The organism is Loktanella sp. R86503 (genome assembly GCF_042466455.1).
GTDB lineage: Bacteria > Pseudomonadota > Alphaproteobacteria > Rhodobacterales > Rhodobacteraceae > Loktanella.
The window spans coordinates 569,797-594,041 of the sequence record NZ_JAXHCI010000002.1; the positions used below are offsets into that span (position 1 = coordinate 569,797).

The 24,245-nt window shown below is 57.4% G+C and carries 26 protein-coding genes; 17 read left to right on the plus strand and 9 right to left on the minus strand.

Annotation, left to right across the window (positions count from 1 at the left end; all coding sequences use genetic code 11):
* Positions 1 to 76: 76 nt before the first annotated feature.
* From SJY10_RS03795 to SJY10_RS03820, 6 genes are all read left to right on the plus strand, one after another.
* The gene (locus SJY10_RS03795) at positions 77 to 1,297 is read left to right on the plus strand and encodes a multidrug effflux MFS transporter (protein ID WP_386679723.1); all 1,221 of its coding nucleotides are present in this window, start codon (positions 77 to 79) and stop codon (positions 1,295 to 1,297) included.
* Between the two features lie 255 nt (positions 1,298 to 1,552).
* The gene (locus SJY10_RS03800; RefSeq protein WP_386679724.1) at positions 1,553 to 2,146 is read left to right on the plus strand and encodes a DUF2796 domain-containing protein; all 594 of its coding nucleotides are present in this window, start codon (positions 1,553 to 1,555) and stop codon (positions 2,144 to 2,146) included.
* Between the two features lie 2 nt (positions 2,147 to 2,148).
* Positions 2,149 to 2,844 carry an ABC transporter ATP-binding protein gene (locus tag SJY10_RS03805; protein WP_386679725.1) on the plus strand — a complete coding sequence of 232 codons (696 nt, stop codon included), beginning with the start codon at positions 2,149 to 2,151 and terminating at the stop codon, positions 2,842 to 2,844.
* Entirely contained in the window at positions 2,841 to 4,091 is a 1,251-nt protein-coding gene (locus SJY10_RS03810; RefSeq protein WP_386679726.1) for an ABC transporter permease, read from the plus strand. Before SJY10_RS03805 ends, SJY10_RS03810 begins: the two co-directional genes overlap by 4 nt.
* A 2-nt stretch (positions 4,092 to 4,093) precedes the next feature.
* Positions 4,094 to 4,600, plus strand: coding sequence for a DUF3299 domain-containing protein (locus tag SJY10_RS03815; RefSeq protein WP_386679727.1), 507 nt, complete (start codon positions 4,094 to 4,096; stop codon positions 4,598 to 4,600).
* Positions 4,594 to 5,100, plus strand: coding sequence for a DUF3299 domain-containing protein (locus SJY10_RS03820; protein ID WP_386679728.1), 507 nt, complete (start codon positions 4,594 to 4,596; stop codon positions 5,098 to 5,100). The genes SJY10_RS03815 and SJY10_RS03820 overlap by 7 nt, the downstream gene beginning before the upstream one ends.
* A gap of 40 nt (positions 5,101 to 5,140) precedes the next feature.
* Here SJY10_RS03820 and SJY10_RS03825 read toward each other — a convergent pair whose 3' ends face one another.
* Both SJY10_RS03825 and SJY10_RS03830 read right to left on the minus strand, forming a co-directional pair.
* Complete coding sequence (locus SJY10_RS03825) at positions 5,141 to 6,550, minus strand: PepSY-associated TM helix domain-containing protein (RefSeq protein ID WP_386679729.1); 1,410 nt, start codon at positions 6,548 to 6,550, stop codon at positions 5,141 to 5,143.
* A 71-nt stretch (positions 6,551 to 6,621) separates the two neighbouring features.
* Entirely contained in the window at positions 6,622 to 6,987 is a 366-nt protein-coding gene (locus SJY10_RS03830; protein ID WP_386679730.1) for a hypothetical protein, read from the minus strand.
* Positions 6,988 to 7,363: 376 nt separating this feature from the next.
* Here SJY10_RS03830 and SJY10_RS03835 point away from each other — a divergent pair, with 376 nt between their 5' ends.
* From SJY10_RS03835 to SJY10_RS03860, 6 genes are all read left to right on the plus strand, one after another.
* Positions 7,364 to 8,665 (plus strand): extracellular solute-binding protein, encoded by a 1,302-nt coding sequence (locus tag SJY10_RS03835; protein WP_386679731.1) that lies wholly within the window; start codon positions 7,364 to 7,366, stop codon positions 8,663 to 8,665.
* 56 nt (positions 8,666 to 8,721) lie between these two features.
* A complete protein-coding gene (locus tag SJY10_RS03840; RefSeq protein ID WP_386679732.1) occupies positions 8,722 to 9,603 on the plus strand; it encodes an ABC transporter permease subunit in 882 nt (293 codons plus the stop codon).
* Positions 9,604 to 9,615: 12 nt separating this feature from the next.
* On the plus strand, positions 9,616 to 10,479 hold the full coding sequence (locus SJY10_RS03845) for an ABC transporter permease subunit (protein ID WP_386679733.1): 864 nt from the start codon (positions 9,616 to 9,618) through the stop codon (positions 10,477 to 10,479).
* A gap of 11 nt (positions 10,480 to 10,490) precedes the next feature.
* The gene (locus SJY10_RS03850) at positions 10,491 to 11,534 is read left to right on the plus strand and encodes an ABC transporter ATP-binding protein (RefSeq protein WP_386679734.1); all 1,044 of its coding nucleotides are present in this window, start codon (positions 10,491 to 10,493) and stop codon (positions 11,532 to 11,534) included.
* Positions 11,531 to 12,535 carry an endonuclease/exonuclease/phosphatase family protein gene (locus tag SJY10_RS03855; RefSeq protein ID WP_386679735.1) on the plus strand — a complete coding sequence of 335 codons (1,005 nt, stop codon included), beginning with the start codon at positions 11,531 to 11,533 and terminating at the stop codon, positions 12,533 to 12,535. The genes SJY10_RS03850 and SJY10_RS03855 overlap by 4 nt, the downstream gene beginning before the upstream one ends.
* 352 nt (positions 12,536 to 12,887) lie before the next feature.
* Positions 12,888 to 14,111: an alpha/beta fold hydrolase gene (locus SJY10_RS03860; protein WP_386679736.1), complete on the plus strand. Its 1,224-nt coding sequence runs from the start codon at positions 12,888 to 12,890 to the stop codon at positions 14,109 to 14,111.
* 121 nt (positions 14,112 to 14,232) lie between these two features.
* Here SJY10_RS03860 and SJY10_RS03865 read toward each other — a convergent pair whose 3' ends face one another.
* The 4 genes from SJY10_RS03865 to SJY10_RS03880 form a co-directional block, all read right to left on the minus strand.
* Positions 14,233 to 15,093: a metal ABC transporter permease gene (locus tag SJY10_RS03865; protein ID WP_386679737.1), complete on the minus strand. Its 861-nt coding sequence runs from the start codon at positions 15,091 to 15,093 to the stop codon at positions 14,233 to 14,235.
* On the minus strand, positions 15,090 to 15,971 hold the full coding sequence (locus SJY10_RS03870) for a metal ABC transporter permease (RefSeq protein WP_386679738.1): 882 nt from the start codon (positions 15,969 to 15,971) through the stop codon (positions 15,090 to 15,092). The genes SJY10_RS03865 and SJY10_RS03870 overlap by 4 nt, the downstream gene beginning before the upstream one ends.
* Positions 15,968 to 16,885 carry a manganese/iron ABC transporter ATP-binding protein gene (locus tag SJY10_RS03875; protein ID WP_386679739.1) on the minus strand — a complete coding sequence of 306 codons (918 nt, stop codon included), beginning with the start codon at positions 16,883 to 16,885 and terminating at the stop codon, positions 15,968 to 15,970. Before SJY10_RS03875 ends, SJY10_RS03870 begins: the two co-directional genes overlap by 4 nt.
* 103 nt (positions 16,886 to 16,988) lie before the next feature.
* Positions 16,989 to 17,867 carry a metal ABC transporter substrate-binding protein gene (locus SJY10_RS03880; protein ID WP_386684485.1) on the minus strand — a complete coding sequence of 293 codons (879 nt, stop codon included), beginning with the start codon at positions 17,865 to 17,867 and terminating at the stop codon, positions 16,989 to 16,991.
* A 207-nt stretch (positions 17,868 to 18,074) separates the two neighbouring features.
* On the opposite strand from SJY10_RS03880, the gene SJY10_RS03885 reads away from it, so the two are divergent.
* Positions 18,075 to 18,488 (plus strand): Fur family transcriptional regulator, encoded by a 414-nt coding sequence (locus SJY10_RS03885; RefSeq protein ID WP_386679740.1) that lies wholly within the window; start codon positions 18,075 to 18,077, stop codon positions 18,486 to 18,488.
* On the opposite strand, the gene SJY10_RS03890 is transcribed toward SJY10_RS03885, so the two are convergent.
* Positions 18,431 to 19,033: an MFS transporter gene (locus tag SJY10_RS03890; protein WP_386679741.1), complete on the minus strand. Its 603-nt coding sequence runs from the start codon at positions 19,031 to 19,033 to the stop codon at positions 18,431 to 18,433. The genes SJY10_RS03885 and SJY10_RS03890 overlap by 58 nt on opposite strands.
* A 369-nt stretch (positions 19,034 to 19,402) precedes the next feature.
* On the opposite strand from SJY10_RS03890, the gene SJY10_RS03895 reads away from it, so the two are divergent.
* The gene (locus tag SJY10_RS03895; protein ID WP_386679742.1) at positions 19,403 to 19,669 is read left to right on the plus strand and encodes a LysR family transcriptional regulator; all 267 of its coding nucleotides are present in this window, start codon (positions 19,403 to 19,405) and stop codon (positions 19,667 to 19,669) included.
* 294 nt (positions 19,670 to 19,963) lie between these two features.
* Positions 19,964 to 20,338: a LysR substrate-binding domain-containing protein gene (locus SJY10_RS03900; protein WP_386679743.1), complete on the plus strand. Its 375-nt coding sequence runs from the start codon at positions 19,964 to 19,966 to the stop codon at positions 20,336 to 20,338.
* Here SJY10_RS03900 and SJY10_RS03905 read toward each other — a convergent pair.
* The gene (locus tag SJY10_RS03905) at positions 20,321 to 20,857 is read right to left on the minus strand and encodes a cytochrome b (protein WP_386679744.1); all 537 of its coding nucleotides are present in this window, start codon (positions 20,855 to 20,857) and stop codon (positions 20,321 to 20,323) included. The genes SJY10_RS03900 and SJY10_RS03905 overlap by 18 nt on opposite strands.
* A 272-nt stretch (positions 20,858 to 21,129) precedes the next feature.
* On the opposite strand from SJY10_RS03905, the gene SJY10_RS03910 reads away from it, so the two are divergent.
* Positions 21,130 to 22,680, plus strand: coding sequence for a phospholipase D family protein (locus tag SJY10_RS03910; RefSeq protein WP_386679745.1), 1,551 nt, complete (start codon positions 21,130 to 21,132; stop codon positions 22,678 to 22,680).
* A gap of 207 nt (positions 22,681 to 22,887) precedes the next feature.
* On the opposite strand, the gene SJY10_RS03915 is transcribed toward SJY10_RS03910, so the two are convergent.
* The gene (locus SJY10_RS03915) at positions 22,888 to 23,292 is read right to left on the minus strand and encodes a helix-turn-helix domain-containing protein (protein ID WP_386679746.1); all 405 of its coding nucleotides are present in this window, start codon (positions 23,290 to 23,292) and stop codon (positions 22,888 to 22,890) included.
* A 66-nt stretch (positions 23,293 to 23,358) separates the two neighbouring features.
* Here SJY10_RS03915 and SJY10_RS03920 point away from each other — a divergent pair, with 66 nt between their 5' ends.
* Entirely contained in the window at positions 23,359 to 24,003 is a 645-nt protein-coding gene (locus SJY10_RS03920; protein ID WP_386679747.1) for a cation transporter, read from the plus strand.
* Positions 24,004 to 24,245 lie beyond the last annotated feature (242 nt).

Below are 24,245 nucleotides of genomic sequence, written 5' to 3' on the forward strand. Positions count from 1 at the left end.
CGCAACTATTTACTGGACTACAGTCTAATAATGCGCAAGTAGACTGCAGTCCATTACAGTGCACACAGGAGCGATAATGTCCTCAATCACCCTTTCAGCCAGACGTGCGGCGGCCATAACAGCCACGTTGGGTTTGCTATCGTTGTTTCCGCCACTTGCGACGGATATGTACCTTGCCGCGCTTGGTGATCTGGCCACATCGATGAACGCAAGTCATGCCGCGGCAGAGTTTTCGTTGTCCATCTTTTTCCTCGGGCTTTGCCTCGGGCAGCTTCTGCTGGGACCGCTGACCGATACCTATGGCCGCAAGGTGCCGCTGTTAATCGGAACCGCGCTGTTTACCGTGACATCCATCGCTTTGCCGCTGGTCAATGACATTCATTGGTTCAATGGTTTGCGGTTTGTTCAGGCAATTGGCGCAAGTGCTGGCATGGTCGTCGGCAGGGCAATCGTGAAAGACCTGTACGACGGGCGGCGAGCTGCCCAGGTGATGACTGTGCTTGTCATGTTGCTGACGATCGGGCCAATTGTCTCGCCCACGCTGGGCGGCCTCTTGCTGGATGCGTTCGGCTGGCGTTCTATCTTTGTGACGATGGCTATCATCAGCGTTGTTGCCTTCGCCCTGTCCACTGTGATTCTGCCTGAAACGCTTCCGGCTGCGTCTCGCACGCCCAGACCATTTGTGACGGGCTGGCGGGCTGCATCGATGCTGTTGTCACAGCGCAAGTTCGTCATCATGGCCCTTGTGTCCGGTTTCGTTCAGGGCGGAATGTTCGCCTTCATTACGGGATCATCTGGCGTATTTCAGGGCATTTTCGGTTTAAGCGCGCTGCAATTTGGCGGCATGTTTGCTGCTATTGCTGCCGCGCTGATCATTTTTGGCAAGGTCAACGGTGCTTTGCTGAACCGTTACGGACCTGAACAGATCGTCACGGCGGGGCTTCCCATGTTTGTCGGCGCAACGCTGGTTTTAGCGCTGGTGTCGGGTACCAATACGCTTTGGGTGTTCGTTGTGCCGCTGTGGCTGTCGATCGGGCTGGTCGGATTGCTGTCGGCGAATGCGATGTCGATCACGATGGAATTGGCCGATAAAGGGGCCGGAATGGGGTCTGCCTTACTGGGTGCCATACAATTCGCCATCGCCTTTTCGGTGTCATCCTGCGTGGCGCTGGTCGGAAACGATACCGCGCTTCCGATGAGCTTTGGTCTGTTCGTGCCCGCCGGTATTGCAGCAATTCTGTATTTCGGATGCGGCGGCCGGGCACGCAGTACGGCCCTTGGTAACGAAATGGCCTGAAAGGGCCGGCAGTAATGCGACCGCATATCAAGGCGGTTTTGCGACTGCCATGACGTAGTTTACCCTGTGGTTAGAACGACAGTCGTGCTTGCCGCAGGGGGCGATGCAATGGATCCCAGCGAAATCGGTATTGCAACCACGCTTCGAATGTGATGGTTATGTTATAACGTAACACAGCTAAGCTGTCATTCACATCCCTATCAGCAAGGTTATAAATGCTTGCAGACCATGGGCATATTCGAAGAAGGATACATCATGAAAAAACTGGCAACCGTTGTTCTGGCAAGCTGCATCGCCATTCCTGCCCATGCACAGGATACGCGCCAAATGGATGCGCATGTCCATGGCGTCAGTGCGCTACAGGTCGCGGTCGAAGGTGGTACGTTGACTTTGGATCTGACCTCTCCTGGCATGGATGTTGTCGGTTTTGAATATGAGGCGTCGACTGATGCGGACAAGGACGCTGTCGCAGCAGCGATCGGTCAGTTTCTGACACCAGGTGACATTGTGGCGCTGCCCGATGCCGCAGGCTGCCGTCTTGTCGCTGCCAGTGCGCATTTGCACCTTGGTGATGATCATGGCGACGACCATGACGATCATGACAGCCATGATGACCATGCCGAAGAGCATGATGACCACGACGATCACGAAGGCGAGGCTGGAACGCACAGCGCGTTTCACGCCGCCTATACCTATGAATGCGACACCCCCGATGCCCTGACATCCTTGTCGTTCCCGTTCTTTGACCAGTTCGCCAACGCTCAAGAGATCGAGGCCGAATATGTCACCGCAGCCGGTGCTGGTCAGGTTGAAATCTCTCGCGATGTTGCGCAGCTGGATCTGAACTGATCGTGACGGACGCCCCCCTGACCCTGGCAGATGTGCAGTTCGCCTGGCCCGGCAAGGGGGGATTTTCCCTGTCTTGTCCGTCTTTCGTGTTGGCCCCGAAAGAGCGTGTTTTGCTGCTTGGGGCCAGCGGGTCCGGGAAATCCACCTTACTATCGCTGATTTGCGGCATTGCGGCACCGCGGCAGGGACAGGTTCGGATTGCCGGAACGGATATGGGGGCGCTGCGGGCAGGGGCGCGGGACAGATTTCGTGCCGCGCGGATCGGCGTAATTTTTCAGCAGTTTAATTTGCTACCCTACGCAAGTGTTGCCGACAACATCCTGCTTCCGCTGCGGTTCGCGCCGGAACGCCGTGCGCGTGCCGCTGACGCGATGACCGAAGCACGCCGACTGTGCCGGGCAATTGGCCTGCCCGGCGACACGCTGAATCTGCCCGCCGGGCGGTTAAGCGTCGGACAGCAGCAGCGTGTTGCCGTGGTGCGTGCCCTGATCGGGGCGCCGCCGCTCATTGTCGCGGACGAGCCGACATCGGCGCTTGATGCCGCGACACAGGATGCGTTTCTGGAATTGCTGTTCGATCAGGTCGCACAGGCCGCATCATCGTTGCTGATGGTCAGCCACGATGAACGGCTGGGCGCACGTTTTGACCGTGTCGTAAGACTGGAAGATATCGTTACGACAAAAAGGGTCGCGGCATGATCCTGCGCCTTGCAACCGGATCGCTGCTTGCGCGGTCGCTGACTGTCGGGATGACGATCCTGTCGATTGCCTTGTCGGTCGCGTTGTTTCTGGGGATTGAAAAGGTGCGGACTGGCGCGCGTGCCAGTTTCGCCGATACGATTTCAGGCACGGACCTAATTGTCGGCGCACGGTCCGGGGCGGTGCAGCTTTTGCTCTATTCCGTGTTTCGCATCGGTAACGCCACTAACAACGTCACCTGGCAAAGCTATCAGGACATTGCCGCACGGCAAGAGGTCGACTGGATCGTGCCCATATCGCTTGGGGACAGTCACCGTCAGTTCAGGGTCATGGGTACGACGAATGAATTCTTTGACCGCTACAAATTTCGCGGTGACCGGGCGCTGGAATTTGCGCAGGGGCAGGGGCTGAATGACCTTTATGATGCCGTCATCGGGGCCGATGTGGCGCAGGCGCTTGGCTATGCCGTCGGTGATCCGATTGTCGTGTCCCATGGACTTGCATCCTTTACACAGCACGACGATCAGCCGTTTCGCGTGGCCGGCATCGTCGCCAAAACCGGCACGCCAGTGGATCGCACTGTCATCGTCAGCCTGGAGGCGATCGAGGCTATTCATGTCGACTGGCAGGGCGGCGCGCTTGCACCCGGTCAGGCAACGCCGGTCGATACGATCCGGCAGATGGATCTGACCCCCACCGCCGTAACAGCCGCAATGGTCGGACTGTCGTCGCGTCTGGATGTCTTTGGACTGCAGCGCTGGATCAACGAATATCCGGAAGAGCCCTTGCTCGCCGTCCTGCCCGGTGTCGCATTACAGGAATTGTGGCAGATCGTCGGCATCGCCGAAACGGCCCTAGTCGCCGTATCTGCCATGGTCGTGGTCACAGCGCTTTTGGGGATGATGGCGATGATCTTCTCCAGTTTGAACGAACGCCGGCGCGAAATGGCGATCTGGCGCGCCATGGGGGCAAGCCCGGCGACGATCCTTTGCCTGCTGGTGCTAGAGGCAGCGTTGATGGCGGCGATAGGCGCTGCCTTGGGCTTTGCGCTGCTATATGCGGGTCTGTGGATTGCACAGCCGATGGTTGACGCAGCTTTCGGACTTTGGCTGCCGATCAATGCCCCAAGCGGGCGGGAATTTGCCGTGCTTGCCGCCGTTGTATTGGCGGCCGCGGTGGCCAGCCTTGTGCCAGCGCTGCGCGCTTATAGATTATCTTTGGCCGACGGCATGATGGTAAGGATATAACCATGATTACACTAAACCGCCGACAATTCGCACTGACCGGTGCCAGCAGTTTGTTGATGCCCGCCGCGGCCCGCGCCGCAACCTATCAGGAAATTACCTGGGACGATCTGGTACCCCCGGGCGTTCCCTATGCAGAGGTGATCGGCGAGGGGGAAATGGACGAACAGGCCGACACCTGGCGACCCATATTCGACGAAAACGGCGTCAAACTGAACGATGCTTTGAATGGCCAGCAAATCAAGATGCCCGGCTATATCACGCCGCTTGAAGTCACGTCAGACGGGATGACAGAGTTCCTGTTGGTGCCATACTTGGGGGCCTGTATCCATGTGCCGCCTCCGCCGCCCAATCAGCTTGTGTTTGTCAATACGGACACCCCCTGGCCCGGCGACGACATCTGGGATGCGATCTGGATCTACGGCACGTTGCAGACGCAGTTGCAAACGACCGACCTTGCGGAAATCGGCTACGCCCTGACCGCCGACAAGATCGAGCTTTATGAATGGTAGTCGCAGCGCCGACCCGCCGGGCAATGCTGCTGGCCCTGTCCGCATTTGCCGTGGCGCGCCCCGGCCATGCCGAAACAATCGTTGATCTGGATTGGAAGGATCTGCTGCCCGAAGGCAACCTTGCCATCCCCAACGAGATGCAGGGGCTGCTGCCTCATGACGAGGCTGATATGGCGTCGCAGCAACCCAGGTCTACAGGCAGCCGGCCAGACTGGAACGGGCAAACGGTTCGCCTGTCAGGCTTTGTCGTGCCGCTTGATTACAAAGGCACCGGGCTGACCGCATTCATGCTTGTCCCCTATGTCGGTGCCTGCATCCATGTCCCGCCGCCGCCCGCGAACCAGCTCGTCTTTGTAACGACCGAAAAACCTTATCAGCATGGCAGGATGTTTGATGCTGTGACAATCACGGGGATGTTCGGCACGGTATCCATCCAGACGCATCTGGCCGAAGTTGGCTATGCCCTGTCAGCTGACCGGATCGCACCCTACGAAGGGTGAAGGTTGCTGCGCCCGCTTTTCCAGCCGGCGCAGCACATGGTTATGACAATATCCGCCGCAGGGCGGGGATGCGGGAAATAACCAGAACATCCAGCGCCAGAACCGCAAGCAACGTCAGTCCCGCCATTGGAAAGGCAAGCGAAACTGCAAGTCCGACAAGCATGGCACCTTGCCAAAGCGGCATATCGCGCGGCATCGGTGGTGCCGCTATGCGACCAGCTTTGGCCGGGCGGCGCAGCCACCACATCACACCGCCGCTGACGCTGACGAAGATGACAGACAGGCAAAAAAGCGTGTTCAGGGCGATATTCCACCACCCCATATCACCTTCATGAAGGGCGATCCCGACGGCCATGCCTTTGCCATAGACAGAATAATCAGCGAATTTCACGTCAGCCAGAATCTTGCCGGTATACTGGTCGATATGCACCGTTCTGTCGTCGGTCGGGTGGGCACTGTCATTGCTCATGGAATCGCGGCTGATCGTCCAGACGCTGCTTTCGTCTTTCGGGACATTCAGCTGGAACCGTTGGGCGAAGCCGATTTGCCGGGCAAAGGCGACAACGGAATCGAGGGTGACAGGCGCTTCACCGGCTAGTCCGGTTGCCCCCGCATCAGAACCGGAGGCTGGCATCGGTGCCTGTTCCAGCACCCAGGGCACCTCTTTTGTGGCGCTATGGTTCATGCTGGCATGGGTGACGTCGGACAAGGGCGCACCCCATTTTTCCGCTGGAAACGTATTCCATGCCTGTACGAATTTCTCGCCCCATATGCCGGCCCAGGACAGGCCGGATACAAGGAACAGCACCAACACAATGGAAATCCACGCCCCAATTGTCGCATGCAGCGTTTTCCAAAGCGACCGGCCACGGGCCGCGATATTCGGGACCAACACGCGCAGGCCTTGCCCATTGCGCGGCCACCAAAGGTAAAGGCCGGACGCAATCATCACCATCGTCAGCGAGGCGGCAATTTCGATCATGCGGTCGCCGGCGGTGCCTAAAAGGAATGTGCCGTGGATATTGCTGGCAAAGTCATACCATCCGGCGCGGCGCGACATTTCGGTCAGTACCTCGCCAGAGTATGGGTTCACTGCCACCATGATGGCGTTATCGCCTGCATCGACGCGAAAAATTGCCGCAAGATCGGCCGCGCGCGGGGCGATATACTGAACCAGTGTGCCGCCTGCGACGGCATCAACCGCCGCCTGCGACAGCGTGGATACGGCCATTGGCTCGCCGGTAGGCACAACCTTGATCCATTCGCCATCACGGCCGGACAGGACGCTGATCCACAGCATCACAAGGCCAGTCAGGGCCAGCATGGTCAAAAACGGAATGACATAAAGTCCGGCATAAAAGTGCCAGCGCCAAGCGGCTAGATAGAGTTTATTTGTCGTAGGGGCAGGGGTCGTGACCTGCGACACCTGAGAGGGGTCGATAGAAACCATTCTGGCTCTCCAATTGGAGCACACGCGCGCGGCGAAGTGCTTTTGATCTGAACGCTATTTTACGGAAAAGCTCAGACCACCGGAGGCGCACGGGGAGCCCGGGACATGTCGAATGTCGCAGACTGAAAGTAGAGATCGGCTTTTGAGGCATGGACCGCAGAAAGCAAGCCAAAGGGCGCGTCGCAGGCCGGATCATGGCTTGGCACGACAGCAGCATTGACGAGTTGGCAGGCTTCGCAGCTTTGCAAGCTGTGGTGCGACGATCCATCTGTCTGTCCGCAGATATCCGCAAGCGATCCGCCTGCTGCAACATACGCGGTCAGCGCCGGATCAAGCGGTTGGCTGACAAAGCGATGCGCAAAGCCCGTGCTAGCCATCGCAATGATCACTGCGATGACGACGAAAAGTCCGGATGTTTGTGCGGGCGTGCGGCGCATGATGGCTGCTGTATAGGTCCGCTTCACTCGCTTGGATAGATGGCAAACAAGCACCTTTGGCCAGCACACGCCGCAATCGCAATTTCGGTGGCGCCGGCAGGGGCCAAGTTGCCTGAGTTCCGACCGCCTGACCGTGCTTGCGGAAGGTTCTGCCAAATCATTCACAAATATGAATAAAAACCTTCACATTCCTGTTACGCCCCGCCGCCATGTCGGGCGCATTGATCGGCGCGGGGCAGGCCAAAGGGGTTTCGTCCACGATCCGTCATCTTTGGTGGACCACCAAGGTTCATAAAACGCGCAGACGGTCCGTGCCTTGGGCTGCTGCGTTATCGCACGTGTCCGGCAAGGACACATACAAGACCGGAGCTAACACATGACCCGAATTTCACTCGCCTCGGCCGCCGCGCTGGCACTTTTTGCCAATGCGGCATCCGCCCAGACCGAAATCAGCTGGTGGCACGCCATGGGCGGCGCGCTGGGCGACACGGTCAATCAGATCGCGACCGACTTTAACGCCAGCCAGTCCGACTATGTCATCACCCCCGTGTTCAAAGGCACCTACGAGGAAGCCCTGACCGCCGGTATCGCCGCCTTCCGCGCAGGCGAGCAGCCGAACGTTCTGCAGGTGTTTGACGCTGGCGCAGCGACTGTGATTGCCGCCCAAGGCGCGACCATTCCGGTGCAGGACCTGCTGATCGACAACGGTGTCGATTTTGACATCGAAGACTATATTTCCGGCGTGCGTTACTTCTACGCCGACAGCGACGACAAGATGATCGGCATGCCGTTCAACTCCTCCTCGCCCATCATGTATTATAACGTACAAGCGCTGGAAGCTGCTGGCGTCACACCGCCCAAGACCTACGAAGAGTTCGAGACCGTGACCGCCCCCGCGCTGGTCGAAGCGGGCTATATCCCGCTGGCACAGTCCCACTCGCCCTGGATCTGGATCGAGAATTTCATGTCTCGTCATGATCTGCCCTTTGCCACCAATGACAACGGCTACACCGGACTGGACACCCAGATTCTGATCAACACGCCAGAGTTGAAAATGCATTGGAACAAGGTCAAGGAATGGCGCGATGCTGGCTTTTACGAATGGTACGGTGCCGCATGGAACGACAACCAGAAGCCGTTCGAAGACGGTAAAGTCGCAATCTGGATGGGCTCGTCTGGCTCTTTTGGCGGCCTGAGCAAGCTGGACCTGCCATTCGATTTCTCGGCCACCATGTTGCCCTATTGGGAATCGATCACCACAGAGCCAAAGCAGACCTTTATCGGTGGTGCTGCCCTGTTTGCCATGTCCGGCAAGTCCGATGAGGAAAACGCCGCAACCGCCGCTTTTTTCCAGTACCTGACCGCACCTGAAACACAGGTCATGTGGCACAAGGAAACCGGCTACGTGCCCGTCACGACTGCTGCCTATGACATGGCCAAGGCTGAAGGCTACTATGACGAAGCCCCCGCTGCCGAAGTCGGCATCCAGCAGCTGTCGCTACCCGCTGGCGAGCACACCAAAGGGTATCGCATGGGCTTTTACGTGCAGATCCGCGACGTGATGAACCGCGAGTTCGGCCGCATCCTTGCCGGTGAAACCACCGTCGACGACGCCTTTACCGCGATCGAGACCGAGTCGAACGAGCTGCTGGCGAAGTTCGCCCAGACCCAAGGCTAATTCACACAAAATCGCCGAAGGCCCCGCGGCCTTCGGCACCCCTTTGGAAATATCTCATGAAACGTGCCGGATTCACCTCAGCATGGCTGCCAGCCATGCTTTTGCTGCCTCAACTGGCGGTCATCGCAATCTTCTTCTACTGGCCCGCAGCTCACGCACTGCGATCTTCGTTTTACCTTCAGGACCCTTTCGGGTTCGGTGAAACCTTTGTCGGTTTGTCGAACTTCACATCCCTGCTGACCTCTGCCGCTTACAGCCGCGCTGCATGGTTTACTGTTTTCTTTACGCTGATTGTGACCTTTGGATCGCTTGCTATCGCACTTCTGCTGGCAGTCAAAGCTGACAAGGTTATCCGCGGGGCCAAGACCTATCGCACGCTGCTGATGTGGGTCTATGCCGTTGCCCCCCCGGTCGCCGGTGTCATCGGGCTGATCATGTTCAATCAAAGCTGGGGGCCGTTGGTCGAATTCTTTGCCTTGTTTGGCTGGGACTTCAGGCTGGGGGTCGATTACTTTGATACCGCATTTGCGATGATCGTCGTGTCGATCTGGAAGCAGGTACCGGTCAATTTCATCTTTTTCCTGTCTGGTCTGCAGTCCATTCCGAAATCGGTGAAAGAAGCGGCGCTGATCGATAACCGGTCTGCCTCTGGCCGGTTCTGGGACATTACCTTTCCGCTGCTGGCACCGACAGGATTTTTCCTGCTGATCACCAATATCACCTATGCGATGTTCGATACCTTCGGCGTGATCGACACGGTGCTGAAAGGGCAGCCGGGCAACAACCCGATGACGCTGGTCTACAAGGTCTATGTCGACGGCTTTCGTGGCAACGACCTGGGCGGATCGTCGGCGCAATCCGTGGTGCTGATGGTGCTGGTGCTGGCGCTGACCGTCTTCCAGTTCCGCATGATCGAACGCCGCATCCACTACACCTGAAGGACAGAGCAGATGACAATTCACAAACGCCGCCTGCGGCTGTCCACGGTTGTGGACCACGCCATTCTGATCGCCGGATCGTTGCTGATGATCGTGCCGGTGCTGGTGCTGGTGCAGATGACATCCATGCCCGACCTGATCAACATGAAGACGGGACCAAGTCTGTCGATCGGTGATCAATGGGTGCCGAACTTTGAAAAGGCGATGTTTCAGGCCGACGGCTTTTCTGGCATCAATACCGGCACGCGGATGCTTATGAACTCTTTGATCCTTGGCGTCGGCTTTGCTTTCGGCAAAATCCTTGTCGGCATGCTTGCTGCCTATGCGATCGTTTACTTCCGCATGCGCTATGCCTCGCTCGCGTTCTGGATCATCTTTACCACGTTGCTTTTACCGCTCGAGGTGCGCATCCTGCCGTCCTACGAAGTTGTGCAGCGACTGGGGATGCTGAACACCTATCAGGGTTTGATCATTCCTCTGGTCGCCTCGGCCACGGCGACATTCTTTTTCCGCCAATACTTCCGGTCCATACCGGAAGAGCTGGTCGAAGCCGCGCGTATTGATGGCGCTGGGCCCGTGCGGTTCTTTTTCGACATCTTGATCCCGCTGTCGCGCACCATGATCGCGGCGATGTTCATCATCATGTTCGTCTACGGCTGGAACCAGTACCTTTGGCCCACCATGGTCACGACAGAAGAGGGAATGTTCACCCTTGTGCGCGGCATCAAGCAGATCACCCAAATGCTTGAAGGGAACCAGATCCCCGAATACGGCCGCGCGAATATGCTTGCCCTCATCGCGATCCTGCCGCCCGTCATGATCGTCATTTTCTTCCAAAGCTGGTTCGTCAAGGGCCTGACGGAATCCGACAAGTAAGGACCACCCCCATGTCTCACGTCACACTGACCGCTCTGCGCAAGGTTTATCCCAACGGCTTCGAGGCCGTGAAACCCGCCAGCTATACGATTACACCCGGCGAATTCGTTGTGCTGGTCGGCCCGTCGGGCTGCGGTAAATCTACGATGCTACGTATGATTGCGGGGCTTGAAGATATCTCTGACGGTACGTTGGAAATTGCGGGGCGGGTGGTCAATACGCTTGACCCCGCAGACCGCGATATCGCGATGGTATTCCAGAATTACGCGCTCTACCCGCATATGACGGTGCGGAAGAACATCGGTTATGGCTTGCAGAACCGCAAAATCCCCAAGGATGTTATTGCCGCCAAGGTGGCAGAGGCATCGGCCCTGCTGAACCTTGACGACTATCTTGATCGCAAGCCAAGCCAATTGTCCGGGGGGCAGCGTCAACGCGTTGCCATGGGCCGCGCCATTGTGCGTGACCCCGCGCTGTTCCTGTTTGACGAGCCGTTGTCGAACCTTGATGCCAAGCTGCGCAACCAAATGCGGATTGAAATCAAGGCTCTGCAAAGACGCCTTGGTGTCACCAGCATTTACGTCACCCATGATCAGGTCGAGGCGATGACAATGGCCGACCGCATCATCGTCATGAACGCAGGGCGGATTGAACAGATCGGCACCCCGGCAGAGATTTACCATCAGCCCGCCACGACCTTTGTTGCATCCTTCATGGGGGCACCGCCTATGAACCTGCTGGACGGTCAGATCGCGGGCGGTGCGGTGCGTGTTGGTGACAGCCTTGTCATGACCGATGCCACCGTTGCGCCGGGCCCGGTCACCGTTGGCATCCGGCCAGAGGATATTGTCGCCGACCCTAATGGCCCGCTGACGCTGGATATCGCCATTGTCGAAGAGCTTGGCGCACACCGTTTGCTGCACGGCACCTTGGCGGGCCAGCAACTTAGCGTTCATGTCGGCAAAGATAGTCCCGCCACGACCGGGCCCTTTCGCGCTGCGCTAAAACCCGGCGCTGTTTCGCTATTTGATGCCGGTACAGGGGCGCGGCTGTGATCGCGACCTTGCCTGAATTACCCCTCGTTTCGCAGGACCAGCGCAGCGCGATCCTGTCCAGCCCGCGCACCGCCGCAGGCCACCGCGCCCTGATGCAGGCGATCCCGGCGATGAACGCAGTGCAATGCGGTGGCACGGCATCGGCCGCCGTTCTGCCGGACACGCTGTCCGTTGCGGCATGGAATGTCGAACGCTGCTTGTTTCCGCAGGCCAGCGCCGACCTGCTGCGCGCCTACGCCCCCGATATCGTGCTGCTGTCGGAAATGGATTGCGGCATGGCCCGCACCGGGCAACACCACACGGCAGCGGACATGGCGATGGCGCTGGGCATGGCCTATGCCTTCGGGGTGGAGTTTCATGAACTTGACCTTGGTGGCCCGACAGAGCGTCATTTTTGCACTGACGATTTTAATGCCTGCGGCTGGCACGGGAACGCAATCCTAAGCCGCGTGCCTTTCACAAAGGTCACGCTGGTCCGGCTGGACGATCATGGACACTGGTTCGCCTCTGACGAACGTGACGCCGACCCGAACCAACCGCGTGTCGGCGGACGGATGGCCTTGCTTGCTGTCGTCGAAACGTCGGGCGGGCCAATCTGCATCGCGTCGACGCATCTGGAAAGCAATGCGGATGATGTTCACCGCGCGGCCCAATTTGACCTGCTGATGGACGCTATTGACGCTTTTGCGCCTAATGTGCCGGTCATTATCGGCGGCGATCTGAATACCGGAAACCACATGCCGCCTAATTTCGACTGGCAGCCAGAGCCGTTGTTCGACCGTGCCAGAGCGCGAGGTTATGACTGGTCTGCGACACCAAAGGGCCTGACGACGCGGCCAAGCCTGATAACGCCCCACCCGGACCGGCAAATGAAGCTTGACTGGATCGCGCTGCGGGGCGCGGTTCCCATGTCCACCGCACTTATCCCGGCGCAAGATCCGGCGGGCCGCCCGTTGTCGGACCATGACGCGGTGTGGTGCCGGGCAAAAATAGACGGCTAGTTGCCTGCGGGGCCCGTCATAAGCAATGACGGCCGTAAATGGGCTGGTACGGGGGCCGCGCCATAGCGATAGCGTTCAGGTGCTCCTGACGCGCAGGCCATCGCCGCCTTGCGCGCCGGATGCATCTGGCCGCGCTGATGCATTTTTCGACATCTTCGTGATCCTGCCGCAATCATGATTGTTGCCCTACGGACGATAGGGCAGTGTCAGCCGCAACACCCAGACTGCATTCATGCGCAAAAAGGGTTTATATACTATCCGCCCCCAAATTAGGGGAAAGCCGGGGGTAATCTTGACCACCAGGCGGCAACCCGCCGCCAGCGCCGCGCCATAGCCGCAAAAGGACCAAGCCATGAAAACCGAGCGTATTACATTCAAGGGCCATTCGGGCGACATGCTGGCTGCGCGGCTTGATCTGCCGGACGGGCCTGTGGCCGCGACCGCGATTTTTGCGCATTGTTTTACCTGCTCAAAAGATATCGCCGCAGCCCGCCGTATTGCCGCCCGACTTGCTGGCAACGGCATCGCGGTACTACGCTTCGATTTTACCGGGCTTGGCCATTCGGAAGGCGAATTTGCCAATACCCATTTTTCGTCAAACGTTGACGACCTTTTGCTTGCTGCTGCCTATCTGACAGATCGCGGTATGGCCCCATCGCTGCTGGTCGGTCATTCCCTTGGCGGTGCCGCCGTGGTGAAGGCCGCGCCGCAGGTAGCTGGGCTGCGGGCTGTTGTCACAATTGGTGCCCCCTTTGCGCCTGGTCATGTATCGAACAATTTCGGCTCCAAGCTGGATGATATTCAAGAGCATGGGGCCGCAACGGTCAGCTTGGCCGGACGTGATTTCACGATCCGCAAGTCATTTATTGACGATATCAGCACCGCATCATTGCGCGACGCCTTGCGCAATTTAAATGCTGCCTTGCTGGTTTTGCATGCGCCGCGGGATGCAACGGTCGGGATCGACAACGCGAGCGAGATTTTTATTGCGGCCCGGCATCCGAAAAGCTTTGTCTCGCTGGATACGGCAGACCATTTGATCACGTCAGAGGCTGATGCGACATATGCCGCTGATGTCATCGCGACATGGGCATCCCGCTATCTGGACACGCCGGCGGCGCAGGGCATGCCGCTAGTCCCGCAAGGGGTGACACGCGTATCCGAACGAAGCGCCAGTGGGTTGCTGCAGGATATTTCAGTCGGCCAGCGGCATCAGCTTGTTGCCGACGAGCCCGTCAGCGTGGGCGGCACCGATCAGGGGCCGACCCCTTACGAATACCTGGCCGCGGGATTGGGGGCCTGCACCGTGATGACCATCCGCCTTTATGCCCGGCGTAAGGATATCCCGCTGGCACATGCCGAAGTTGACGTTACACACGACCGCGAACATTTGGCGGACTGCGAAAACTGCGAGGATCGCAGCAACAAGACAGATGTCTTTACCCGGCATTTGCGGTTCGAAGGTGATCTGACCGAAGAGCATCGTGCAGCATTGCTGCGTATTGCGGACAAATGCCCGGTGCACCGCACCTTGGAAGCCGTAGCCGTCATTCGGACCCAGCTGATCGGTCACTGATATTGTGTAAGGCGAGCTTGCTTTTGCTGGTTTGTGCACAAAGCTACAAAGAGGACTGGCAGATTCTGTCAGTTGGCAGGTGTCAATTGACCTGCCGACTGAACTTTTATCCAGCTGCGGCCTAAGCTGCGGACGGATTGTTGGCTGCCTCGCGCAGGCGCGATGTCGTGCGTGTTGTTTGCAAGCGGCGTAGAAGGGCCAGAATGAAAATTGCCGTCAAAATTAAGACAATGGTCGGTGCAGGGGCACTGTCGATGTAGAAACTGGTATAGGTGCCGGCAAACATGGAAATCACACATGCCGTGACCGATACGATCAGCATCGGCCCGAAGCTGCGCACAAGCAGAAATGCAATGGCCCCCGGCGTGACCAGCAAAGCCACGGCAAGGATCAGCCCCGTCGCTGTCAGCGTGGCGACGATTGTCAGCGAAAGGACTGACAGCAAGCCGTAATGTAGCCAACCGGTCCGTAGCCCGCTGGCCTGGGCTTGGGCAGGATCAAAGGCGTGCAGCAGTAGGTCTTTCCATTTCAAAATAAGAAAACCCGAAACGCCCAGCGAGATCAGCCCCGCCGTCCAGAGATCCTGTGAACCAACCCCAAGCATGTTACCAAACAGGATGTGGTCAAGATGTTCATTAGTGGTAATCGAGGTGTACATGATGATGCCGACACCGAACATCCCAGAGAACACAACCCCCATCACGGTATCCTGTTTGACGCGGCTGTTGTGGGACAGGTATCCGGTCAAAAGGGCACAGGTCATACCCGCCCCGAAGGCACCCACGATCAGTGGCAGGCCGGTCATCCAAGCTAGCACGACACCTGGCAGCACGGCATGGCTGACGGCATCGCCCATCAGCGCCCACCCCTTAAGCACCAGAAAGCAGGACAAAAGGGCGGTCGGCGGTGCGACCAGCAGGCATATCCAGAAGGCATTCTGCATGAATGGAAACTGGAACGGTTGCAGGGCGGCTTCAATCATGTGCGTGCCTCTTTTCGGGGGGCGGAGCGTACCAAGGCTTGTGCGGCCTTGCGCTTGACCGCAAGGGTGCCGTGCTTGGGGGCAAACACAAACGCGATCAGAAAGATCGCAGTCTGCAAGGTGACGATGATACCGCCCGTAGCGCCATCCAGAAAATAGCTGGCATAGGCCCCAAGAAAGCTGGTCACGGTCCCGATCAGCACGGACACAACGATCAGTCGCGGGAACCGGTCGCACAGCAAATATGCCGTGGCCCCCGGCGTGACGACCAGCGCAATCACCAGAAACGCGCCCACCGTCATCATCGCCGCAACGATAGCCGCCGAAAGCAGGCCAAAGAACACGGCCTTTAGCAGATCCGGGTGCAGTCCGATGGTCCGGGCGTGGGTTTCGTCAAAAAAGACGACCATCAAATCTTTCCACTTCGCCAGCAAAACTGCCAATGACACGAAGCCGATAATGGCAAGCTGCAACGTATCCTCTGGTGTAATGGCCAGTATGTTGCCCATGATGATGGTCTGGATGCTGACAGACATTGGGGACAGGGACACCATGAATAGCCCCAGTCCAAAGAACGATGTAAAAATGATGCCGATGATGACGTCGATCTTTAGTCCGGAACGCCCGGACAGAAGCAGCATCGAACCGGCCGCAAGTCCGCCTGCAACGAACGCGCCCAGGGCGAACGGCAGGCCAAGCATATAGGCCCCCGCAACCCCCGGTACAACGGAATGGGACAGTGCGTCGCCGATCAGCGACCAGCCCTTTAGCATCAGATAGCATGACAAAAAGGCACAGACACCGCCCACCAGTGCCGAGACCCACATGGCATTGAACATGTAATTATAGCCGAACGGCTCTAGAAGCGTGTCGATCATGATCCGGCCTTCGGCTTGGACTGATCGCCGTAATGCACGAAAGGCCGCTCGTCGTCGGTGATGATGCGGACCTCTCTGGAATCGTCGTCGTTGTGCAATTCCCGGCCGCCCAGCGTAAAGTGCCGCAGGACACCGCCAAAGGCCAGTTCAAGGTTCTCGCGTGTAAAGGTCGTTTTGGTGGGGCCATAGGCCAGCACAGTACCCTTGATCAGCACTGTCCGATCGCAGAAGTCGGGCACCGATCCAAGGTTGTGAGTGGAGACCAGCATGACCCGGCCTTCGTCGCGCAATTCGCGCAAAAGCTGCGTAATCTGCTCTTCGGTCTTTACGTCAACGCCGGTGAAGGGTTCATCCAGAAGGATGACGCGCCCGTCCTGCGCCAAAGCGCGCGCCAGAAATACACGCTTGCGCTGTCCCCCCGACAGCTCTCCGATCTGGCGGTGGCGGAAGTCAGCCATGTTCACCCGGTCAAGCGCCTGCGCCACCGCCTTGTGATCGGCAGGGCTGGCGCGGCGCAGAAAACCCATGTGGCCATATCGGCCCATCATGACGACATCTTCGACCAGTACCGGAAAAGCCCAATCGACCTCCTCTGACTGGGGGACATAGGCCACCAGATTTTCACGCAAGGCTTCCTTGACGGTGTTGCCTAACAGTCGGATTTCGCCGCGCGCAGCCGGAACGAACCCCATGATCGCCTTGAACAACGTAGATTTGCCAGCGCCGTTCACCCCAACCAGGGCCGTTATGGTGCCAAGCGGTATTTCAAAGCTGGCATCGTGCAGTGCCGTATGGCCATTGCGGTAGGTGACAGTCACATCTTGCGCAAAGATGCCGGAACCGCCTGTTTCGGTTCTGGCGGCCGGTTCGGTAGGCGCGTCGGACAAGGAATGTTCCTTTGGTAGGTCGAGCATAGTCTGCCCCTGATCAAGTCGTTTTCTGTCTGATTGCCGGATACGGATTGACCTTTGGGTTCTGTGAAGCCCAAAGATCAAAGACACCTGACAACTGTAGCGCTTAGTTCATATTCGTCACCAGCCCGTCCGCGACGGTCTGGGCAGTGACGCGCAGCAGATCAAGGTAGGTCGGAACTTCACCGTCTGCTTCTGTCAGGCTGTCGACATACAGAACGCCGCCATAGGCAGCCCCTGTTTCGCGCGCGATCTGCTTGGCGGGCGATGTGTTCACTGTGCTTTCGCAGAATACGACAGGAATGTTATTTTCGACCACGCCGTCGATTACGCTGCGCACTTGCTGCGGCGTGCCCACCTGATCCGCGTTCATCGGCCAAAGGTAAAGTTCCTTCATGCCAAAATCGCGGGCCAAATAGCTGAACGCACCTTCACAGGTCACAAGCCAGCGGCGATCGGCGGGAACCTGGGCGATTTGGTCGCGCAACGGGTCAATCGTGTCACGAATTTCGGTTTTATAGGCTTCTGCATTAGCCATGTACGTTTCAACGTTGTCCGGATCGTATTGGGCAAAAGCCGCAGCAATATTATCAATATAGATCATCGCGTTGTCGGTCCCCATCCAAGCATGGGGGTTGGCTTTACCTTCGTAAGAGCCGGAGGAAATCGAGATTGGATCGATCCCATCTGTCAGGGTTGCGGACGGAATGCCGTCAAGATTGGACAGAAACTGTTCGAACCAAAGTTCCAAGTTTAGCCCGTTCCACAGGATCAGGTCGGCATCGCTGGCGCGCACGATGTCCTGCGGTGTTGGTTCATAACCGTGAATTTCCGCACCCGGCTTGGTGATAGAGACGACTTCGGCGGCATCCCCGGCAACGTTCTGCGCCATGTCGGCCAACACGGTAAAGGTGGTGACGGCTTTGAATGGCTCGCCCGCATTCTGCGCGCTGGCCGCAAAGGCAAGCATTGAGGTCGAAGCCATTGCCGCACCGAAGAGCAGGAGAGAGAGTCGTGTCATGTCAGCCTCTATGTCTGTTTCATAACGTATGCTAATGCGAATTATTCGCAAGTAAAGTGTTATTGCGAGGCAGTCGCATAAATGATGCTATTGAGAATAAGTTGCATCTTCTTGCCGCAAGGGGCGACTTCCCGTAGATTGAGACCCTGATACGGGTTGAACGGCTGGGCGATGATCACAGACCATACAGAGGTTTTACGAGAGGCGGGGCTGCGTGTGACGCAGCAGCGAATGTCGGTCATTGCCATTCTGGCAGGTGCCGATGACCACCCAAGTGCCGACGATGTGTTTGCGAAGGCACGGCTTCTTGACGATTCTGTGTCGGTCGCCACGGTCTACCGGACCCTGGCCGTGCTGGAATCCGCCGGGTTGGTCCGTAAGCTATCGTTCGAAGATGCGCCTGCGCGCTACGAGATGATGCCGCAGAGCGATCATGATCATCTGGTCGATATCGACACCGGTGAGCTGATCGAAATCCCGAGCGACGAAATCGAATTGCTGCGCAAGCGGATTGCAGCAGAGTTGGGCTACGAAATTGTCAGCCAGCATACGGTTCTACGCGGGCGGCGAAAAAAAGGGCGGTAACGCCAGCGCTCGGCGGGTCCTTTAGCGCGGGTCCTATCGCTCGGGTTAAAGGCGCACCGCCCTGAAAAGCCAACGGTCGAAAACCCGATGTCTTGCTTGCTTGTTCCAACGGGCAAGGGGTGCTGACGCAAAGCGGGCACCCGCTGCACCGATGCCTGCCTGAAAAGCACCCTGCGGCAGCGGGGCATAAAGCGGGCTGCGGTCAAGGGGGCTAGAGATGCCCCGATGGGCAGCAGTTGTTGGGTACTATTTGCGCCCAAACCCACAGCGAAAAACGCGATGGCCAGAACGAAAAAGCTGGGTGCCGCAAAAACGGCAAGCAGGGTTAGCGTGAGCAGGATCGACAGATAGCCAATCAGGCTGCGGCGGCTCATCACATCGCCCGATGGCGAAATTAACAGGATCGCCGCAGAATAGCCCAGCTGTGACGCTGACGGGATTAACCCCACCGCTCCGTCATCAAGATCGAAACTATCCTTGATCGAAGGAAAAAGAGGCTGGTTGTAATAAAGATTGGCCGCCGTAGCTGCGATGGCCGTGGCCATAGGCAACAACAACGAACGCGGCAAAGGTGCCGATTGGGGTGTGTCGGACATGAAAGCGTCTCTTGGTTACAGCTCAAGCATCTGGCTTGGCGGTGGGCGCGTCGCTGGCGTTTTCGCCCTTGCGCCGTCCAAGCTAGAAATCTTGGCAAAGTTCCGTTCAGTGCAGATCAGAACGCGATCAATCCCCACCGTCGCTGTTTCGCGCGTTTCGGGCAGAGGATGACTATCTGTGTCATGGGCGGTTTTCGTCAGTCTTAACGGCCAGTTGCCGTGGCCTTTTCGTGCCAGGACCTGAATTGAGGTGACGCCACACATAAGAAAAATGTTCACAATTGGTTGGACCTATACTTTCACTGCATAAGTCATCTTATGGAAAATCAAACCCTTAAGACCTTTGTCACCGCTGCGCGCCTTAAATGCTTTTCCGCCGCCGCCCGGGCGTTAAACATTGTTCAGCCTGCCATCAGTCGTCAGATATCCGACCTTGAACAAGAGTTGGGCGTCAGCCTGTTCTGGGGCACAACTCGCGAGGTTTGGATTACCACTGCCGGAGAAACGCCGCTGCGCGAAGCCGCAGAGATTCTTGCCCACGAGGAACGCGCCAGACAATTGGTGCGGCAAACAGGCGAGGGATAACCAAGGCGACTTCGCATTGGGTTTTTAAGCTCGGCTGTGCAGGCATTTCTGCCGGGCGTTGTAAGCGATTTTACATAGCGTTTCCCGCAGATTCAGGTTTCGCTGTTCGAGATGACCGCTGCCGAACAACGCGAGGCAATAATGGCGGGATAGATAGACATCGCCTTGTCCAGACCGTTGCCGGCAAATGCGCCGGACGATCTGGAAGGCGCGTATCTATACGCCGATCACCTTGTTGCGTTTCTTCCTGATGGGCATCCGCTGGTGTCGAAGCCGTAACTTACGCTGAGTGATATGTCGCCGCACCCCTTCGTCCTGTTCCAGCGCGAAGGCGGGCCGGATCTATTCGATCAGGTTGTCAGCGCCGGCCTGCGCGCCGGTTTTTCGCCAAAAACAGTGGCACAGCTTAATGCGATGCAGGCCGTGTTGACGGCGGTGGGTTCGGGCCTTGGCGTGCCCCTTGCCCCGGCCTGCAGCGGGCATCTGAACCTGGCGGGCGGCATCACACGCCGGGTTGTCGACGTCACCAAGACCATTGCCTTGCAATTTCACTTTCGCGGCGATCAGGCCGATGCAACGATCAGGGGCCTTTGTGACGCTATTCACGGAAAAAAGCAGCGCCATCGGCAAAATGATGGGGTCGTAAGGCCGTTATGCCATGCGCTGTAAAACGTCGTCGCGTTTGATGACCTGATGCCAAATCACGGCCGCGCTGATATGCCCAAGCACAATAACGGCAAGGACCCACCCCAAAGTGCCATGCCATTCCGAAATTGTGTTGGTCCAGCCAATCGCGGTTTCGCGGGCGGGAAAGATCTGTAGCCCCAAATAGCTGAAGCCCCGCGTGCTGCCCGCTGATCCGATGATTTTCAGCGCAGGCACAGTGATCATCAGCGCGTAAAGCGCAGCATGTCCGGCCTTAGCCGCAGATCCCATCAGGCCGGATTCTGACGGCCTATGCCTTAGATTCCAAAGCCCCCAGACGCCGCGGAGCAGAACCAGAAGCAACAGGGTCGCCCCAAGATTGAAGTGGTATGACCAAAGGGTGTCGCGCAAGGTGCTTTCACGCGGTAATGCCCAATGCGCAGCGGCGGATGCAAACTGCGCGGCAAATAGCAGTGCCATACCCCAATGAAAAATGCGGGTCACAAGACCGTAGCGGTGCGGGCTGTCGGCGAATTGGGTCATCGAGTGTTCCATCTTTTGGGGTGCTACACCTAAAACTGTATAAGGCTAGTAAAATAATCGATAGTGACTTCAGAAAAGGTCGATCGGCTGCGCGCTACAGCGTCGGACCTGTTTCTGGATAGGTAGACCCTAAATGGGGGCACGGGGATGCACGACGACCGTATTCACTGGATCGGTGTTGAAGGTTTGTATGCTGGCTCGGCGGGCCCGCGTCATACCTTCTGCGGTGCAGGCCACTATGAATTGATCTGGATCAGCCCTATCAGGCGCGCATGAAACGCATGTTGAAAACCCTTGCCGCGTTGGCCGCCTCTTTCGTTGTTTTTGTTGTTGTGGCGCGCACGCTTTTCCCATTGCCAGATATTTCGGACCGTCCGGTCAGTGCGGCAATCCCGGCTGATCCGCAAACGCAACTTGGCGCGTCTTTCGCAACCGCAGCTGAAGAGCAGCCCGGGCTATCCGGGGTCATGGCCTTGCAAAGCGGGCAGGATGCGCTTGCAAGCCGGCTTGAGCTTGCCGCCGTTGCTGAACAGTCGATCGATGCCCAGTATTATATTTGGCAGGATGACACATCCGGGGTCATGTTACTGAACGCGCTGTATCAGGCCGCACAGCGCGGTGTTCGTGTGCGGCTGTTGCTGGACGACAATGGCGTTCCAGATATGGATAGCTATATGGCGGCCCTGAATGCGCAGGATAACTTTGAAATACGCCTGTTCAATCCATCGACGGTGCGCAGCCCTAAACTGCTTGGGTATGCATTCGATTTTTTCCGCATGAACCGGCGGATGCACAACAAATCGTTTACCGTTGACGGGGCCGCTGCAATTGTCGGCGGTCGTAATATTGGCGACGAATATTTCGGCGTTGGCGATGATGACTTTTACATTGATATGGATGTGCTGGCCGCGGGGGCCGTGGTCGCGCAAACTGTCGATATGTTCGACGCCTATTGGAACAGCGCATCAGTTTTTGAGGTCGAAAGGATCATTGACGGTCAGGGCAATCTACCCGCATTCGAAGATCGCGTCGCGACCGTTCTTTCGTCTACAGAGGCAAGAACGCTCCTCGGCGATTTGCAAAGCAGTGTAGATCGCCACGCGAAGGGCAAAAGGCCGTTTGAATGGACAACTGTCCGCCTTATCGCGGATGATCCCGCCAAAGGGCAAGGCACCGCGACGCTTGACCAGTTGATGGCTACGCAATTGGGGCAGATCATCGGCACTGTGGAAAACGGGATTGATTTGGTATCAGCCTATTTTGTGCCCGGGCAGCAGGGCACCACATATCTAAGCGATCTGTCAGACGCAGGAACCGAGGTCCGCATTTTGACAAACGCGCTAAATACCACCGATGTCTTGATGGTTCATGCCGGATATTCCAAGTATCGGCGCGAATTGCTAGAAGCCGGCATTTCGCTTTTCGAGTTGAGACTGCGTGGTGATACGGCATCCGAAGCGGGCAATCAGATTTTGCCGTTTGGCCTGTCGGGGGCCAGCCTGCACGCCAAAACCTTTGCGATTGATGGAAAACGCGTCTTTATCGGATCATTCAATTTTGATCCCCGTTCAGCCATGCTGAATTGCGAAATGGGCTTTCTGATCGATAGCCCTACACTTGCATCGGAATCGAGCGAGCGCTTTGACAACCGCGTTCAAACCGTCAGCTACCAGCCGCAATTGACGCCTGAAGGCAAGATGATTTGGCTTGAACCTGTCGAAGGCGGAGCGACCGTAGTCTATCAAGAAGAGCCTGATGCGAGTTGGTTTCAGCAAATCGTTATCGTCCTGATCGGGTTGCTACCGATAGAGTGGCTACTTTAGGTCTAAAACAAATGGCAATCCATGTCGTGGATGAAACATAATCGCTAAATGGCGCAAGCGACTGGCCCCCTGACATCGTATCAGGTCACGTAAAGGTTGATTTGCAACAATGCGCAAAAGCGTCACAAGTTGTTGCAGCTGCAATCAGGCTCTATTCGATAATGCCTTATCCTGTAGTCTAGCTTGAGCTGTAGCTAATTCGGTTGTTCACCCACGATCCAAAGCCTCAATAATGCGGCAATTGGAAATTGTAGTGTTGCCGTGGCACTGTGCGCCGATTTTGCGCAATTCGGCCGCAAGTGCGTTCAGATCGGCAATTTTTGCCTCGACCTCGATCAGATGGGCATGCGTCAAGGCATCCACCTCATCGCAAGGTTTCTGGTTGTCAGAAGAAAGGGCAACAAGCTCTGCAATCTGTTCCAGCGAAAAGCCAAGATCGCGGCAGCGCCTGATAAAGCGAAGTCGGTCCAACTGCGCTTTTTCATAGACGCGGTAATTCGCTTCACTGCGCTTTGGGACCGGCATTAGGCCGATGCTTTCGTAGTAGCGGATAGTCACGACTTTTGTGTTCGTCAGGCGGGCCAGGTCACCGATGCGAAAAACGTCAGACATAGCTTGACCCTATAGTGACTATAGGCCCTATGTGTAGAGGCAACTGGATTATAAAGCGAGTCAATCATGCCCTGTTGCGCCTCAGATAGCTGTGCTTCCTCCGCCGGAAGCTCACCACGTTTCCGGCGCGTTCTTTGGATCGCTCTTGCCATCAATGCCGGAATGTTTCTGGCTGAAATCGTGGCGGGTATGCTTGCCGGCTCTGCCGCGCTTCAGGCAGATGCGCTGGATTTCTTTGCTGACGCGACAAATTACGCCATCAGTCTGTTCGTCTTGGGCATGAGCCTGCGGTGGCGGGCAGGGGCCGCCTGGATCAAGGGCGCGTCCATGGGGCTTTTCGGGATGTGGGTGCTGGTCACTGTTGTCTGGCACATCGCAAACGGGTCGGTCCCGCATGCCCCGACGATGGGCGTGATCGGCACCTTGGCTTTAGTGGCAAATCTGATCTGCTTGTTCCTGCTGATGGCATTCCGCGACGGCGATGCAAACATGCGTTCGGTCTGGATCTGTTCACGCAATGACGTCGTCGCCAATGTCGCGGTTCTGTTGGCGGCGCTTGGTGTTTTCGGCACCGGGACCGGTTGGCCTGATTTCATCGTGGCGTCGCTGATGGCTGTGCTGGCGTTGCAAGGTGCCGCTGCGATCCTGCGGGATGCCACCCGCGAATGGCGCAGCACGGCAGGCCATTCTGGTGTGCCAGTGCTGAAGTAGCCTTTGGCCCTACAGGTTGGCCGGCAATAGAGTTGGTCCAACAGCCGTCAGATCAGTGTCCAAGCGGCAAAGCTTCGCGCCTGAATTGGACAAGCCCACGAAGCAGCAGGTAACCTCCGTTTCTCTATAGATCGTGCGCCGCGAGGCGCGGCCCCAAGGCCCCGAGGGGCGATGCAGGTGCCTGCTAAATCACATGGGCTGCATCAAATGACGGCTGGCGGGATGTCAAACCCATGTCAACG